The sequence below is a fragment of the Epibacterium sp. ABV4_022 genome (genome assembly GCF_056159345.1).
In genome coordinates, this window is sequence record NZ_JBSWVA010000001.1 from 3,031,443 (window position 1) to 3,045,289 (window position 13,847).

Annotated in this window: 14 protein-coding genes; 7 read left to right on the plus strand and 7 right to left on the minus strand. The window is 64.1% G+C overall.

The features are described 5' to 3' along the window. Positions 1 to 221: 221 nt before the first annotated feature. Complete coding sequence (locus tag ACXAF5_RS14410) at positions 222 to 752, plus strand: sigma-70 family RNA polymerase sigma factor (RefSeq protein WP_474947111.1); 531 nt, start codon at positions 222 to 224, stop codon at positions 750 to 752. After that, positions 749 to 1,492, plus strand: coding sequence for an anti-sigma factor (locus ACXAF5_RS14415; protein ID WP_474947112.1), 744 nt, complete (start codon positions 749 to 751; stop codon positions 1,490 to 1,492). Before ACXAF5_RS14410 ends, ACXAF5_RS14415 begins: the two co-directional genes overlap by 4 nt. A gap of 102 nt (positions 1,493 to 1,594) precedes the next feature. Here ACXAF5_RS14415 and ACXAF5_RS14420 read toward each other — a convergent pair whose 3' ends face one another. The 4 genes from ACXAF5_RS14420 to ectA are packed head-to-tail and all read right to left on the minus strand — an operon-like array spanning position 1,595 to position 5,350. Beyond that, positions 1,595 to 3,031 (minus strand): aspartate kinase, encoded by a 1,437-nt coding sequence (locus ACXAF5_RS14420; protein WP_474947113.1) that lies wholly within the window; start codon positions 3,029 to 3,031, stop codon positions 1,595 to 1,597. Positions 3,032 to 3,045: 14 nt separating this feature from the next. Next, positions 3,046 to 3,438, minus strand: coding sequence for an ectoine synthase (locus ACXAF5_RS14425; protein ID WP_005620964.1), 393 nt, complete (start codon positions 3,436 to 3,438; stop codon positions 3,046 to 3,048). A gap of 24 nt (positions 3,439 to 3,462) precedes the next feature. Continuing rightward, positions 3,463 to 4,749: a diaminobutyrate--2-oxoglutarate transaminase gene (gene ectB / locus ACXAF5_RS14430; RefSeq protein ID WP_474947114.1), complete on the minus strand. Its 1,287-nt coding sequence runs from the start codon at positions 4,747 to 4,749 to the stop codon at positions 3,463 to 3,465. Positions 4,750 to 4,798: 49 nt separating this feature from the next. Continuing rightward, a complete protein-coding gene (gene ectA, locus ACXAF5_RS14435; RefSeq protein WP_239362423.1) occupies positions 4,799 to 5,350 on the minus strand; it encodes a diaminobutyrate acetyltransferase in 552 nt (183 codons plus the stop codon). Positions 5,351 to 5,578: 228 nt separating this feature from the next. Between ectA and ACXAF5_RS14440 the strand changes: the two genes are divergently transcribed. Next, entirely contained in the window at positions 5,579 to 6,082 is a 504-nt protein-coding gene (locus tag ACXAF5_RS14440) for a MarR family winged helix-turn-helix transcriptional regulator (protein ID WP_239320379.1), read from the plus strand. 30 nt (positions 6,083 to 6,112) lie between these two features. Here ACXAF5_RS14440 and ACXAF5_RS14445 read toward each other — a convergent pair whose 3' ends face one another. Both ACXAF5_RS14445 and bhcR read right to left on the minus strand, forming a co-directional pair. Then, complete coding sequence (locus tag ACXAF5_RS14445) at positions 6,113 to 7,120, minus strand: glycosyltransferase family protein (RefSeq protein ID WP_474947115.1); 1,008 nt, start codon at positions 7,118 to 7,120, stop codon at positions 6,113 to 6,115. Positions 7,121 to 7,227: 107 nt separating this feature from the next. Then, positions 7,228 to 8,088, minus strand: a complete 861-nt coding sequence (gene bhcR / locus ACXAF5_RS14450; protein ID WP_474947116.1) for an HTH-type transcriptional regulator BhcR — start codon at positions 8,086 to 8,088, stop codon at positions 7,228 to 7,230. 168 nt (positions 8,089 to 8,256) lie between these two features. On the opposite strand from bhcR, the gene bhcA reads away from it, so the two are divergent. The 4 genes from bhcA (at position 8,257) to bhcD (ending at position 12,743) form a co-directional block, all read left to right on the plus strand. Further along, the gene (gene bhcA, locus ACXAF5_RS14455; RefSeq protein WP_474947117.1) at positions 8,257 to 9,447 is read left to right on the plus strand and encodes an L-aspartate--glyoxylate aminotransferase BhcA; all 1,191 of its coding nucleotides are present in this window, start codon (positions 8,257 to 8,259) and stop codon (positions 9,445 to 9,447) included. After that, complete coding sequence (gene bhcB, locus ACXAF5_RS14460; protein WP_474947118.1) at positions 9,447 to 10,412, plus strand: beta-hydroxyaspartate dehydratase BhcB; 966 nt, start codon at positions 9,447 to 9,449, stop codon at positions 10,410 to 10,412. The genes bhcA and bhcB overlap by 1 nt, the downstream gene beginning before the upstream one ends. Before the next feature lie 23 nt (positions 10,413 to 10,435). Then, a complete protein-coding gene (gene bhcC / locus ACXAF5_RS14465; protein WP_474947119.1) occupies positions 10,436 to 11,599 on the plus strand; it encodes a 3-hydroxy-D-aspartate aldolase BhcC in 1,164 nt (387 codons plus the stop codon). 178 nt (positions 11,600 to 11,777) lie between these two features. Beyond that, positions 11,778 to 12,743: an iminosuccinate reductase BhcD gene (gene bhcD / locus ACXAF5_RS14470; protein WP_474947120.1), complete on the plus strand. Its 966-nt coding sequence runs from the start codon at positions 11,778 to 11,780 to the stop codon at positions 12,741 to 12,743. A gap of 72 nt (positions 12,744 to 12,815) precedes the next feature. Here the strand turns inward: bhcD and ACXAF5_RS14475 are convergent, their stop codons facing one another. Further along, the gene (locus tag ACXAF5_RS14475) at positions 12,816 to 13,745 is read right to left on the minus strand and encodes a LysR family transcriptional regulator (RefSeq protein WP_474947121.1); all 930 of its coding nucleotides are present in this window, start codon (positions 13,743 to 13,745) and stop codon (positions 12,816 to 12,818) included. Between the last annotated feature and the right edge of the window lie 102 nt (positions 13,746 to 13,847).

Below are 13,847 nucleotides of genomic sequence, written 5' to 3' on the forward strand. Positions count from 1 at the left end.
GTGCCGCAAACACCGGGGACATGTTACCCGAGGGGGCGCAGGCGGTATCGCCCGGCGCCCCCTGTTGCCCCCTCCCGATGCCTCTGCCGCTGGCGATCATGACGTTGACCGGGTCCGCCGGTGCCAATACGGTTGCCCGGAGCAGGCCGTCCCGCCTGCGTGCAAGACCGACGCGGATGGCCGCGGGCACCGGGACGCGCCACAGGCATGAGGACAGGCGATTGAGCGAATTGGCAGAGCGCATCGAGGCCTGCGCAAACGGGGATCGTGCAGCGCTGCGCGCCCTGATGGACACCGAAGGGTCGCGGTTGCTGGGGATTGCGATCCGGATGCTGCGCCGGCGGGATCTGGCTGAGGATGCGGTGCAGGAGTGTTTTGTCTCGCTCTGGTGCAAGGCCCATCAGTTTGATGCCGCGCGCGGCTCTGCGCGGGGGTGGCTGACCACCATCCTGCGCAACCAGTGCCTGACGATGCTGCGCAAGGAAAGCTGGGAAATCGCCGAGGACGCCGGGACGCTGGAGCGCCGGCAAGATGAGGACATCGTGATGGAGGCCTATGGCAGGCTGGACATGAACAGCGACCTGCGGCGCTGCCTCGACCGGCTGGAGCCGCGCAAGCGGGTGGCGATCCTCCAGGCCTATGTGCTGGGCTACACCCATGGCGAGATTTCCGGCCGCATCCAGGCGCCGCTCGGGTCGGTCAAGGCCTGGGTCCGACGTGGCCTCAGCGCCCTGCGGGAGTGCCTGTCATGAGTGAGACAAGACCCCTGGCCGATCAGGCAATGGAAGTGGCGCTTGGCCTGGCAGATGAGGCCGAGGCGGCCGAGCTCGAAGCCCGCGCGCTGCGCGATCCCGAGGTCGCCGCCGCGCTGGCACAGGCGCGTGCGCGGCTGTCGGAACTGGATGACACCGCCACGCCCGAGGCGCTGCCCGGTGACATGTGGGCACGGGTCGCGGCCAGGCTGGACGCAGGGTCCGCAGCGGCAGAGATTGCGCCCGCCTCCGTGCCGCAGTTCGACGCCGAGACCGATACCACCCTGCCCGCCAACGAGCCGCGCGCCCCGCGCAACTGGTTCCTCGCCGCCTGCACCGGGCTGGCGGCGTCGATCATACTCGCGCTGGCGCTGGGATGGTCGGTGATGATGCGGCCCGACCCGACGGTGATCGCGGTGTTGATCAACGACACCACTGGCGAGGCCGTCGCCGTGGTCGAAGGCACCGAAGAGAACCTGACCCGGGTCACCCTGCTGGGACAGGCCGCAGTGCCCGACGGTCAGGTGATGCAGGTCTGGACCAAACCCGAGGACGACGGCCCGCCGGTTTCGCTTGGCCTGCTGGCGGACAACCGGGGCACCGCGCTGGCGGTGGAGGGTTTGCCGCCGCCGGGGCCGGAACAGCTCTATGAGATCACGTTTGAGCAGGCGGGCGGTTCGCCCACGGGCCTGCCGACGGGGCCGATCCTCGGCAAGGGGCTGGCGAAAGAACCGCTCTGAGCGACGCCGGACCTGACACTGTCACACCAACGCAAAGGGGCGCCCTTCCGGGCGCCCCTTTGTTCCTGCATCATCCCTGTCAGACGACGGCTATATCATGCGTCAGGCTGCCGCTTTGATCGACTTGTCCTGTTTCGCAGGCTTGTCCTCGACCAGCACCCGGTGCAGCGCACCGATGACCGGCTTCAGGTCCTCACGCTCGACGATGTACTGCACGTCCACATTGCGCGGCCCTTGTGAGGCGCCGAGGCTTTCCAGCCCCACATCGGCAATCGCCTGCAACCCGCGCGTCAGCACCGACAGCCCCTTGAGGTCGCGCCCGATGGCCGAGGCCATGGACAGCAGCCGCGCGGAAATCTCGGCATTGGCATAGAGCCGCGCCAGATCCTTTTCCACCCGTTTCAGCACCGTCAGCGAGGTGTCGACATAGTGGGTGATGGTATTGGCATTCGAGGTCTTGGACACGATACGCACATCGTGGCGGGTCAGCACCTCGAGGATGGCGGCGTCATAACCTTTGACACCCACCATGTCCTGTTCGAAGACCTCCAGCGCGATGATATCCAGACCGGTGATCATCTCCACCGCCGGGCTTTCCGCCGGCTTGTCGTCGATCAGCGTGCCCGGATCTTCTGGTTCGAACGCGTTGGTCACCCGCAGCGGCACATCGGCCTGACGCAGGGTCTTGGCCGCCTTGGGGTGGATCGCCTCCATCCCCATGTTCGACATCTGGTCTGCCACGTCATAGTTGGTGTGGCCCAGTTTCTGCGCGACGCCCTCGCCCACCAGTTTCGGGTCGGCGGAGGAGAGGTGAAACTCCTTGTGGATGATCGCCTCGCTGGCGCCGGTGAGGGCGGCCAGACAGGAGAACGTCACCTCGGAATAGCCACGGTCAAACTCGCGCATCAGCCCCTCGGCACATTGCGCATAACCTGTGACGATGGGCATCTCGGTGGCGGGATCGACGTCGTTGAGCGCACCGGAGATCCGTTCCTCCAGCGTCACGTCACCTTCGTCACGCCAGCCGGACAGGTCCACAAAGCGGGCATTCACCCCCACGCGCTGCAACAGCAGTGCGGTGACAAAGGCGGAATGCGCCTCGCCCAGCCCCGACAGCAGCTCGCGGATCTGCAGCATGTGTTCCGCCAGGCGGAAGTGGCCATAGCTGCACAGGCGTTGCAGGTCGATCAGGCAGTTGCGGGCGCCTTCAATACGTTCGGCGACAAAGGCATCCGCCTGCGCCACATCACCGGCATTGTCGAGCACCGACTCATGCGCCTTGCGCATCTCGTCGCCGACGCGGCTCAGGGCCTCGTGCCAGCCATGGTCGGATTCGGCGTCGGCAAACCGGGCATAGACGCCCGGTTCACCGGTTTTCTTGTGTTCGAGCAGCAGATTGGTGATGCCACCAAAGGCGGAGACCACAAAGACGCGACCATAAAGATCATCCGCCTTGCGCCCGCCAGTAAACAGCGTGTCCACCAGCTCGTTCACGCGGGACATCGAGGTCCCGCCAATTTTTTCAACAGTATGTGTCATGCGTCACCTGTTTCTCAGGCCAGCTCCTCCGCAGGAGCATAAGAGCCGTCCTCGCGATGGACTTCGGTGCCGGTCACCGGCGGATTGAAGCAGCACGCCATGTGCAGTTCTTCCTCGGCCCGCAGGATGTGCTTGTCATGCAGGTTCAGCGCATACATGACGCCGGGCTTGATCTCGTGGGTCTCGCCAGTGGCGATATCGGTGATCGAGCCCTTGCCTTTCATGCAATAGACACTCTCGAAGTGGTGCTTGTAATGAAACTGATGCTCCGAACCCGCTTCCAGAACGGTGATGTGGAAAGAGAACCCCATCCCGTCATCGGCCAGCAGCATGCGGGTGGAGGTCCAGCGCGCATCAGAGACGGAGCGGTCGGTGTTTTTCAGTTCGTTGAAATCGCGTACGATCATGGGTCTTGGTCTCCGGTCGTCTGGTTATTGCGCGGCAATTTTGGTTTTGGCGGCCACTTCGCGGGCGGCGGTGCTGAGAATGGCAAAGCCTTCGCAGAACAGCTGCTCGGATGTGGTGAGCGGGGCGAGGATCTTGACGACCTCGTCATTCGGACCGGAGGTTTCGACCACCAGACCCAGCTCATAGGCGCGGGCGCAGATGTCGCCGGCCAGCTCGCCAGAGCCAACGTCGACACCCTGCATCAGGCCACGGCCCTTCAGGTACGCGCCGGGGATGTGGCTGGCCACTTCCTGCAGCGCGCTGGTGACCAGCTCGGTCTTGCGGGCCAGTTCGGTGGTGAAGGCATCATCGGCCCAGAACTTCTCGATCGCGACACGCGCGGTCACAAAGGCATGGGTGTTGCCGCGGAAGGTGCCGTTGTGCTCGGCGGGGCCAAAGACGTCATGCTCCGGGCGCACCAGGACCAGCGCCATCGGCAGGCCAAAGCCGGAGAGCGACTTTGCCATGGTGATGATGTCGGGTTTCACGCCCATTTCCTCGAAGGAGAAGAAGGTGCCGGTCCGACCGCACCCTGCCTGGATGTCGTCGATGATCAGCAGCGCGCCATGGGCATGGGCGATCTGTTCCAGTTTCTTCACGAACTCGGCAGAGGCCGCGTTCAGGCCGCCCTCGCCCTGAACGGTTTCCAGCATGATTGCCGCCGGGGCGTCGATGCCGCCGGAGGGGTCGGAGAGCATCTTGTCCAGCAGCGCGGCACTGTCGAGACCGTCCACATAGGCGTCAAAGGGCACACGGGTCACGCCGGATTTGTCCATGCCGGCGCCACCGCGGTGGTAGCTGTTGCCGGTCGCCGCCAGCGCCCCCATGGTCACACCGTGGAAGCCGTTGGTGAAGGAAATCACATTGGTGCGGCCGGTGACCTTGCGGGCGATCTTCATCGCCGCCTCAACGGCGTTGGCGCCGGTCGGGCCCGTGAACATCACCTTGTGATCCATGCCGCGCGGCGTGAGGATCAGGTCGTTGAAGCTGTGCAGGAAGGCTTCCTTGGCCTCGGTATGAAAGTCGAGACCATGGGTGATGCCGTCCTTCAGAATGTGCTCGACCAGCGCATCCTTCATGTCCGGGTCGTTGTGGCCGTAGTTCAGCGAGGAACAGCCCGCCAGAAAGTCGATGTAGCGGGTGCCGTCTTCGGTGAACAGCTCGGAGCCGCGTGCGGTATCGAAGGACGCGGTGAACGAACGGCAGTAGGAACGCGCATTGCTTTCGCGGCGCGTGTAGATAGACGTATTGGTTTCCATGTCTTTGGGCATGGGGGAATCCTTTTCGGATAAGATAAATTCTGGATGAGGGGGGAGGCGTTCAGGCCGCGCGCTTCAGGACCTTGGCATCACTGTCAAGCGTGATGGTCACCATATGCTCGGTGTCATGCGCGCCGTCGAAATGGGCCTCTTTCTCGAAATGCGGCTCGTCGCTCAGCTCGCCGCCGATATCGCGGGCAAAGCTGCGGAAGAGGCCCCAGGAGGCCGCATTGTCCTTGGTGATGGTTGTTTTCAGCACGGACGCGTCAGAAATGCCATCACGCGCGATCAGCGCCTTCAGCATCTTCTTGCCCAGTCCCATGCCGCGCGCGGCTTCACCCACCGCGACCTGCCAGACGAAGAACGCATCATCGCCCGGGATCATGTGGCCGGAAATCCAGCCGACGATTTCGCCATCAAGCTCCGCCACCACGCAGGTGTCGCGGAAGTGATCCGCCTGGATCAAGTTGGCATACATGGAGTTGCGGTCGAGCGGCTCGCAGGCCTTGACCAGCTCCCAGATTTCGGCCCCGTCCGTCGCGTTTGGCTTGCGCAGGCGGGGCTGGCAAGTTCGGGGGCTTTCGGTCTCAGTCTGCAGGATGTCTTTGGGCATCGCTCACCGTCTCCATTTTTCGTTCGCCTATCTAAATATAGGGAAGATGTAAAAACTTCAAGAACCTCAGTAATTTTCTTCCCCTGAGTGATTAATCCCTGTTTTTAAAGGGTAATACTGCTTAGCCAGACAAATGATGGGCGAAATAACATGCTTCGACTTCGAGAAACGTCGCGACAATACTTAGTGTATTGAAGGAAATCGCCATCCGTGACACTTTAAAGCGCTATGAATGACCGCCCGCGTGACAGAACCGATGAAAGCCTGATTGCGCTCAGACGAATCCTGCGCGCAACCGAGCTGTATTCCCGCAACCTGGCCCAGGCCTCCGGCCTAACGCCGGCACAGTTGCGGGTGTTGCAGCTGCTTGCGACCAGTGGTGGCAGCGCCACCCCAAAGGAGCTGGCGCAAACCATGGGCGTGGCCCAGGCAACCGTGACCACGCTGGTGGACAAGATCGTCTCGCGCGGGATGGCGACACGGATGCGGTCGGACGCGGATCGCCGCCAGACCAATGTGGTGCTGGAGCCGGCTGGCCGTGACGCGGTCAAGGCGGCCCCGGATGCGTTGCAGCAACGCTATGTCCGCGCCTTCGAACAGCTCAAGGATTGGGAACAGGCCCAGCTACTGGCCTCGCTGGAGCGGGTCGCGGCGATGCTGGATGCCGATGACATTGACGCCGCCCCGGTCCTGACCACCGGCGAGATCAAGAGCAGCGACCGCCCGGTCTGAGCCCTGTCCCGGGTGCCGTAGCGGTCCGGGTCAGGCTGACGTCAGCCGCCGATCCAGATCCTCGAAATAGGCGCACCAAGTCGACAGGCTGTTGCTGTGCCGGGCCTGCGCCTGCGCCAGATCGGCCCGGTGCCGCGCGTCCTGTGGCGCTTCGATCAGCGCATCGAGCGCACGGGCCATCTCCGCCACCTCTCCCGCGGTCACCATCTGTGCGGTGCGGTCGTCGACATAATCCCGCACGCCGTCGGACCGCGTCACCACCAGCGGGATGCCGAGGTGCTGCGCCCCGACGATGCTGACATGCCCGTTTGGCGTCCGGTCGGAGCGCAAGGGAATCGCCATGCCCGCTGAGTGCGCCGCGATCGCCCAGGTGACCGGCGCGGGCAGATTGGTGTGCACCGTCACATTGTCGGGAAAGGCGATCCCGACAAGACTGGCCGGACGTGCCACCACCACCATCCGGTGTTGCGGCAGGCGGCGCATTGCGGCTGCCAGCACCTGATAGTCCCGCCCCTCGCCGCCGATCGCGCTCAGATAGGGGCCGGGAAACGGGCGCGGATGGTCGGCCGCCACCACAGGGGCCTCCATCGCCCAGGGCAGATAGGTGAACCGCCCGGGCGGCAGATCAAACAGGCGCGCGTAGAGGTCGATCTCGTAGCGCGAGAACACCACGAACTCCCGCACATGCCGGAACCCGCGCCGCGCCAGTTCCAGCCGCCGCCCGGTCGGCAGGTCGGTGTAGTTGAAGGCAAAGGCCACATGCGGCACCGCGGGCGCGAGCGCGCGCGACAGCAATGCGGTTGCCAGCGTCACGTTGGGCAGATGCGAGACCAGCACCGCGTCCGTGCGCCGCCGCGCAGCCCGGACCGCCGACAGGCAGGCCCGGTACCGGCCCAGCGCCGGACGGGTGATCCGGCGTTCGACCCGATTGGCGGGCTGGCCGCTAAACGTCTCCCAGCTGAGCCGGGGCGCGTCGCAATAGGGCTCCAGAAACCGCCAGCCCGGCGCTGAAAGATCCGAAATATTGAGATACTGCATCCGGTCCTGTCCGCTTGCCCGCCGTGCCGAACCGGAGACTGCCCCAGCCCGCCCGGGCTGGCAATGGCTCAGACGCCCGGCACCGGCATCCTATACCTCTGCGCAGTTCAGCCCTGCGGCGCCGCTTCGGTTCCCCCGATCGCCTGCGTCAGGAACCGGGCCGCCTCGATCACCGGGCGGCTGAGCCGGTCGATGTCACCTGCACCGATCCGGCTGGTGGGGCCGGAGACCGAAATCCCGGCGATGGCTTCGCGATTCATGTCGAACACCGGCGCCGCGATGCAGCGCATGCCGGCGTTCTTTTCCTCGTTGTCGACCGCAAAGCCCTGCGCACGGATCGCCGCCAGATCCTGTTTCAGCGCCTCGTGGTCGGTGATGGTGTGATCGGTAAAGACCTCTAGCCGGGTCGCCGCCAGCAGCCGGTCCAGGCGACCGCTGTCCATCTGCGCCAGCAGCGCCTTGCCGATGCCCGACGCATGCATCTGCGACAGGGTGCCGGGCGGAAAGAAGGCGCGGATGCTGGCATGGGTTTCCACCTGGCTGAGAAACAGCACATGACCCTCTTTCTCGATCCCGAGGTTGGCGGTCTCGCCCGTTTCCTCCATCAGCTTGCGCAGGATCGGGCGGGCGCGATCCACCAGACTGGTGCGGCGCAGGAACCGCGCGCCGATCACGAAGGCCTGCGCGCCGATGTGCCAGAGCTGTTCCTCGGTGTCGAACTCCACCAGCCCGCGCCCTTCGAGCGTCACCAGGATGCGATAGACGGTGGCGGGCGACTGGCCCATGTCCTCGGCAATCGATGTCAGGGGTTTGCCCTGCGCCTCGCTCAGGAACTCGAAAACCTCCATCGCCCGGTCGAGCGATTTGATGGTGTTCTGCGCCGTCTTGTCGTGCCAGTCCCGGGGCCGTCCACGCGCCCGCCCCCGTGTCCGCTGGGTGGTCTTGGGGCCAGTTTCTTGCGAATCCATCAGATCCCTCCGGTTTTGCGCGAAATTCGAATTCACGATATGAAAAACTCAAACATCTGACAAGGAACGATATTTCCACCCAAAGCCATTTTCGAAAAACGATTTCAAAAAAATTTCATCGCTGGTGGGTCCGGTCTAGGGTGTCTCAACGACGGAAGGAGACATTCCATGAGCTTTCAAAATCCCGTTTTCATCCCGGGTCCGACCAATATCCCCGAGAGCCTGCGCAAGGCCTGCGACATGCCGACGATCGATCACCGCTCGCCGCTGTTCGGTCAGATCCTGCATCCGGCCCGCGAAGGTGTGCGCAAGGTTCTGAAAAGCACCTCCGCCGAAGTTTTCATCTTCCCCTCTTCCGGCACCGGCGGCTGGGAGACCGCGCTGAGCAACACGCTGTCGGCGGGCGATACCGTGCTTGCGGCGCGCAACGGCATGTTCAGCCACCGCTGGATCGACATGTGCCAGCGCCACGGGCTTGATGTGCAGATCGTCGAGACCCCCTGGGGCGCGGGCCTGCCCGCCGACCGCTATGAGGAGATCCTGAGCGCCGATAAAGCCCACAAGATCAAGGCGGTTCTGGCCACCCACAACGAGACCGCAACCGGCGTGAAATCCGACATCGCCGCCGTGCGCCGCGCCTTGGATGCCGCTGGCCACCCGGCGCTGTTGTTTGTGGATGGCGTCAGCTCCATCGCCTCGATGGATTTCCGCATGGACGAATGGGGCGTCGACGTGGCCGTCACCGGCTCGCAAAAGGGGTTCATGCTGAGCGCGGGCCTCGCCATCGTCGGCTTCAGCCCCAAGGCGATGGAGGCGACTAAGACCGCCCAGCTGCCGCGCACCTTCTTTGACGTGCATGACATGGCCAAGGGCTATGCCAACAACGCCTACCCCTATACGCCCGCCGTGGGTCTGATGAACGGGCTCAATGAATCCTGCAAGATGCTGCTGGACGAGGGGCTGGAGAACGTCTTTGCCCGCCACCACCGCATCGCCGAAGGGGTGCGCGCTGCGGTCGGCGCCTGGGGGCTGGAGCTTTGCGCCGCGTCGCCGGAGGTCTACTCCGACACCGTCAGCGCCATCCGCACGCCCGAAGGGTTCAACGCCACCGATATCGTCACCCATGCCGCCGACAAATACGGCGTTGCCTTTGGCGTGGGGCTGGGCGAGGTCGCGGGCAAGGTGTTCCGCATCGGCCACCTCGGCAGCCTGACCGATGTGATGGCGCTCTCCGGGATCGCCACCGCCGAGATGTGCATGGTCGACCTTGGCCTTGATATCCAACTCGGCTCCGGTGTTGCGGCGGCGCAGGACTATTATCGCGGCAACGCGGCCTCCGTGCAGCAGGACGCCGCGTGATGAAGGACAGCGCGATGTATATCCCCACCTATGAGGACATGCTGGCGGCGCATGAGCGGATTGCCCCGCACATCCGCCGCACGCCGGTCCGCACCTCGGCCTATCTGAACGAGCTGACCGGCGCGGAGCTGTTCTTCAAATGCGAGAACTTTCAGGAGCCGGGCGCCTTCAAGGTGCGCGGCGCCAGCAACGCGGTGTTTGGTCTGGACGAGGCGCAGGCGGCCAAGGGCGTGGCGACGCATTCCAGCGGCAACCATGCCTCCTGCCTGTCCTATGCGGCGATGCTGCGGGGCATTCCCTGCAACGTGGTGATGCCGCGCACCGCGCCGCAAGCCAAGAAGGACACCGTGCGCCGCTATGGTGGCAAGATCACCGAATGCGAGCCCTCCACCTCCTCGCGCGAGGAAACCTTTGCCCGCGTGCAGGCCGAGACCGGCGGCGATTTTGTACATCCCTACAATGATCCGCGTGTGATCGCGGGCCAGGGCACCTGCGCCAAGGAGTTCGTGGAACAGACCGATGGGCTTGATTTTGCGCTCGCTCCGATCGGCGGCGGCGGCATGATCTCCGGCACCTGCCTGACCCTGTCGACGCTGGCGCCCGAGACCAAGATCATCGCCGCCGAGCCCGAGCAGGCCGATGACGCCTACCGCAGCTTCAAGGCGGGCCACATCATCGCCGATGATGCGCCCAAGACCATCGCCGACGGGCTGCTGGTGCCGCTCAAGGATCTGACCTGGCATTTTGTGTCGAACCACGTGTCCGACATCCTGACCGCCTCCGACCCCGAGATCATCGATGCGATGAAGCTGATCTGGAAGCACCTGCGCGTGGTGATGGAGCCCTCCTCTGCCGTGCCCCTCGCCACCATCCTGAAAAACCCCGATGCGTTCAAAGGCAAGCGCGTCGGCATCATCATCACCGGCGGCAATGTCGACCTCGACAAACTGCCCTGGACCCTGTGAGACCCAGTAAGGGAGTGACCAAAATGAATGCACCCGTGAATTTCGACAATCTCGAAGTTGGCTATGACGTCCCTGCCCTGCCCGGCATGGACGAAGCCGACATCCAGACCCCCTGCCTGGTGCTGGATCTGGACGCGCTGGAGCGCAACATCAAGAAGATGGGCGACTATGCCAAGGCGCATGGCATGCGGCATCGCGTGCACGGCAAGATGCACAAATCGGTGGATGTGGCAAAGCTGCAGGAATCCCTGGGCGGCGCGGTCGGCGTCTGCTGCCAGAAGGTCTCCGAGGCCGAAGTCTTTGCCCGCGGCGGCATCAAGGACGTGCTGGTGTCGAACCAGGTGCGGGACTTGGCCAAGATCGACCGTCTGGCCCGGCTGCCGAAACTGGGCGCGCGCACCATCGTCTGCGTCGATGATCTCGCCAATGTTGCAGACCTGTCCGCCGGGGCGCAAAAGCACGGCACCGAGATCGAGTGCTTTGTCGAGATCGACTGCGGCGCCGGGCGTTGCGGTGTGACCACGACCGAGGCGGTGGTGGAGATCGCGCAGGCCATCGACGCCGCCGAGGGGCTGAAATTCACCGGCATCCAGGCCTATCAGGGCGCCATGCAGCACATCGACAGCTATGAGGGCCGCAAGGAGAAACTCGACATCGCCATCGCACAGGTGACCGAGGCCGTCGAGGCGCTGAAAGCTGCGGGTCTGGAGCCCGAACTGGTCTCCGGCGGCGGCACCGGCTCTTACTACTTCGAGAGCAACTCCGGTGTTTTCAACGAGTTGCAATGCGGCTCTTACGCCTTCATGGACGCGGATTATGGCCGTATCCTCGACAAGGACGGCAACCGCATCGACCAGGGCGAATGGGAGAACGCGTTCTTCATCCTGACCCAGGTGATGAGCCACGCAAAAGCCGACAAGGCGATCTGCGACGCGGGTCTGAAGGCGCAATCAGTGGACAGCGGTCTGCCTTTCATCTTTGGCCGCACAGATGTGGAATACGTCAAATGCTCCGACGAGCATGGCGTGATTGCCGACCCCGACGGCGTGCTCAAGGTCGGCGAGAAGCTGAAGCTGGTGCCGGGCCACTGCGACCCTACCGCCAATGTGCACGACTGGTACGTCGGCGTGCGCGGCGGCAAGGTCGAAACCCTGTGGCCGGTATCGGCGCGCGGCAAGGCCTACTGACGATCAACCCCGAACTGGCGGAGGTGCGCATCGCCGCCCTCCGCCGGCTTTTTATTTGCCCCGCGACCCCGACAAGAGGGTCGCGCCCAAGCCTGGGTGGGTGCGCAAGCGCCATCTCGGGGGGAGGGTCGGGCGCGGCCCGGGCATTCAGCCCGCGCCAGACGAATGGAGACACCTCATGTATATCGTACCCGAACGGGCGATTGCCGACCTGATGACCCGCAAGGCCGCCTTTGACGCGGTGGAGCAGGTCTTTGCCGCTATGGCCGCCGGTGACGCCTACAACTTTCCGGTGGTGCGCGAGGCCATCGGCCATGAAGACGCGCTCTATGGCTTCAAGGGCGGGTTTGACCGCGCCGGCCTGTCGCTGGGGCTGAAGGCCGGCGGCTACTGGCCCAACAACCTGGAAAAGCGCGGGCTGATCAACCACCAGTCCACCGTGTTCCTGTTTGACCCCGACACCGGCAAGGTGCGCGCCATGGTGGGCGGCAACCTCTTGACCGCATTGCGCACGGCGGCGGCGTCTTCGGTGTCGATCAAGCACCTTGCGCGCGAGGACGCCAAGGTGATCGGCATGATCGGTGCCGGACATCAGGCCAAGTTCCAGCTGCGCGCCGCGCTGGAGCAACGCGAGTTTGACAAGGTGATCGGCTGGAACCTGCATCCCGAGATGTTGGGGAACCTCGAAGAGGTCGCCGCCGAGGCAGGCCTGCCGTTCGAGGCGGTGGAGCTGGACGGGCTGAAAGAGGCGGATGTGATCATTTCCATCACCTCGTCGTTTGATGCCATCCTCAAGGCCGATCAGGTCAGCCCCGGCACTCACATTGCCTGCATGGGCACCGACACCAAAGGCAAGCAGGAGGTCGATCCCCAGCTGCTGGTCCGCGCCGATGTCTTTACCGACGAGGTGGCTCAGTCCATTTCCATCGGCGAGGCGCAGCATGCGGTGGCGCAGGGGCTGATTGCAGAGGCCGACGTGGCACAGCTCGGCGCGGTCATCAACGGCGCGCATCCGGGCCGGACCTCGGCGGAGCAGATCACCCTCTTTGACGGCACCGGCGTTGGCCTGCAGGATCTGGCCGTCGCCTCCTCTGTCGTCGAGCTGGCCGTCAAACAGGGCATCGCCATCGAGGTAGATTTCTGATCTCGACCCGGCATCACATCACCACCACTCACGAAAACGCCCCGCAGATCTGCGGGGCGTTTTTTGTGTGCGTCAGGCCGGATCGGTGCGCGGCGCCTCAAGGCCCTGCAGATAGGCCTGCCCCCGGCTGGTGATGAAATCCACCAACAGCCTGACTTTGGGATCCTGGAATTTCTTGTGCGGGTAAAGACAGCCAAATGTCGCCGGGATCGGATGCGCGTCGGGCAGGATTTCCACCAGCGCGCCGCTGCGCAGTGCCTGCGCCACCTCGAACCGAGGTTTGTTGATGATGCCCCGACCGTCCAGCGCCCAGTTCAGCAGCACATCGCTGTCATCGGCGTCATATTTGCCCTTCACCTCGAACTTGCGAAAGCCGGACCTGGTGTTCAGGGTCCAGTAGTATTCCGGCGACCGTGGATAGCGAAGCAGCAGGCAATTGTGCCCCTTCATCAGTTCTTCGGGCGCCTCTGGCGTACCGAACCGATCCAGATAGGCGGGCGCGGCGCAGAGCACCCGGTCGCAGGTGGCAATCTTGCGCATCTTCAGGCTGGAATCATGCGGATTGCCCACAAAAAAAGCCACATCGATGCCGTCGGCCAGAATATCCACCTTGCGGTCGGACATCCGCATCCGCACCTCGATATCCGGATGCGCCTCGACAAAATCCGGCACCAGGGGGGCGATGATGCGTCGCCCGGCGGCCAGCGGCGCGGTCACCCGCAGCGTGCCGCGCGGCGCCCCGGAGAATTGCGCCACCACGGTTTCGGCCTCGTCCACGGCGCTCAGGATACGCAGCGCTTCCTTGTAGAACTCGCTGCCCACCTCGGTCGGGGTCAGCGATCGGGTGGTGCGATTGAACAGCCGCACGCCCAGATGCTGCTCCAGTTCCTTGATTCGTTTGCTCGCCACCGCGGGTGTCAGACGCAGGTCGCGCCCGCCGGACGTGATGCTGCCCAGCTCCACCACCCGGCAGAACACCCGCAGGCTCTCAAGATACGCCATTATAAGCCATTCAAAATCCTCAACACTTGTACCGAAGCCCAGTATACATGCGCGTTCGGCCTGCCTCTTTCAACGATCTGTTGAAAGTATTTCGCAAAGCCC

Excerpts from the sequence above, each read along its gene's own strand:
- ectB (WP_474947114.1), bottom strand. The coding sequence starts at position 4,749 with ATGCCCAAAGACATGGAAACCAATACGTCTATCTACACGCGCCGCGAA.
- ectA (WP_239362423.1), bottom strand. The coding sequence starts at position 5,350 with ATGCCCAAAGACATCCTGCAGACTGAGACCGAAAGCCCCCGAACTTGC.
- bhcR (WP_474947116.1), bottom strand. The coding sequence starts at position 8,088 with ATGGATTCGCAAGAAACTGGCCCCAAGACCACCCAGCGGACACGGGGG.
- ACXAF5_RS14440 (WP_239320379.1), top strand. The coding sequence starts at position 5,579 with ATGAATGACCGCCCGCGTGACAGAACCGATGAAAGCCTGATTGCGCTC.
- bhcB (WP_474947118.1), top strand. The coding sequence starts at position 9,447 with ATGAAGGACAGCGCGATGTATATCCCCACCTATGAGGACATGCTGGCG.
- ACXAF5_RS14475 (WP_474947121.1), bottom strand. The coding sequence starts at position 13,745 with ATGGCGTATCTTGAGAGCCTGCGGGTGTTCTGCCGGGTGGTGGAGCTG.
- bhcA (WP_474947117.1), top strand. The coding sequence starts at position 8,257 with ATGAGCTTTCAAAATCCCGTTTTCATCCCGGGTCCGACCAATATCCCC.
- ACXAF5_RS14425 (WP_005620964.1), bottom strand. The coding sequence starts at position 3,438 with ATGATCGTACGCGATTTCAACGAACTGAAAAACACCGACCGCTCCGTC.
- ACXAF5_RS14445 (WP_474947115.1), bottom strand. The coding sequence starts at position 7,120 with ATGCAGTATCTCAATATTTCGGATCTTTCAGCGCCGGGCTGGCGGTTT.
- ACXAF5_RS14420 (WP_474947113.1), bottom strand. The coding sequence starts at position 3,031 with ATGACACATACTGTTGAAAAAATTGGCGGGACCTCGATGTCCCGCGTG.
- bhcC (WP_474947119.1), top strand. The coding sequence starts at position 10,436 with ATGAATGCACCCGTGAATTTCGACAATCTCGAAGTTGGCTATGACGTC.
- bhcD (WP_474947120.1), top strand. The coding sequence starts at position 11,778 with ATGTATATCGTACCCGAACGGGCGATTGCCGACCTGATGACCCGCAAG.
- ACXAF5_RS14415 (WP_474947112.1), top strand. The coding sequence starts at position 749 with ATGAGTGAGACAAGACCCCTGGCCGATCAGGCAATGGAAGTGGCGCTT.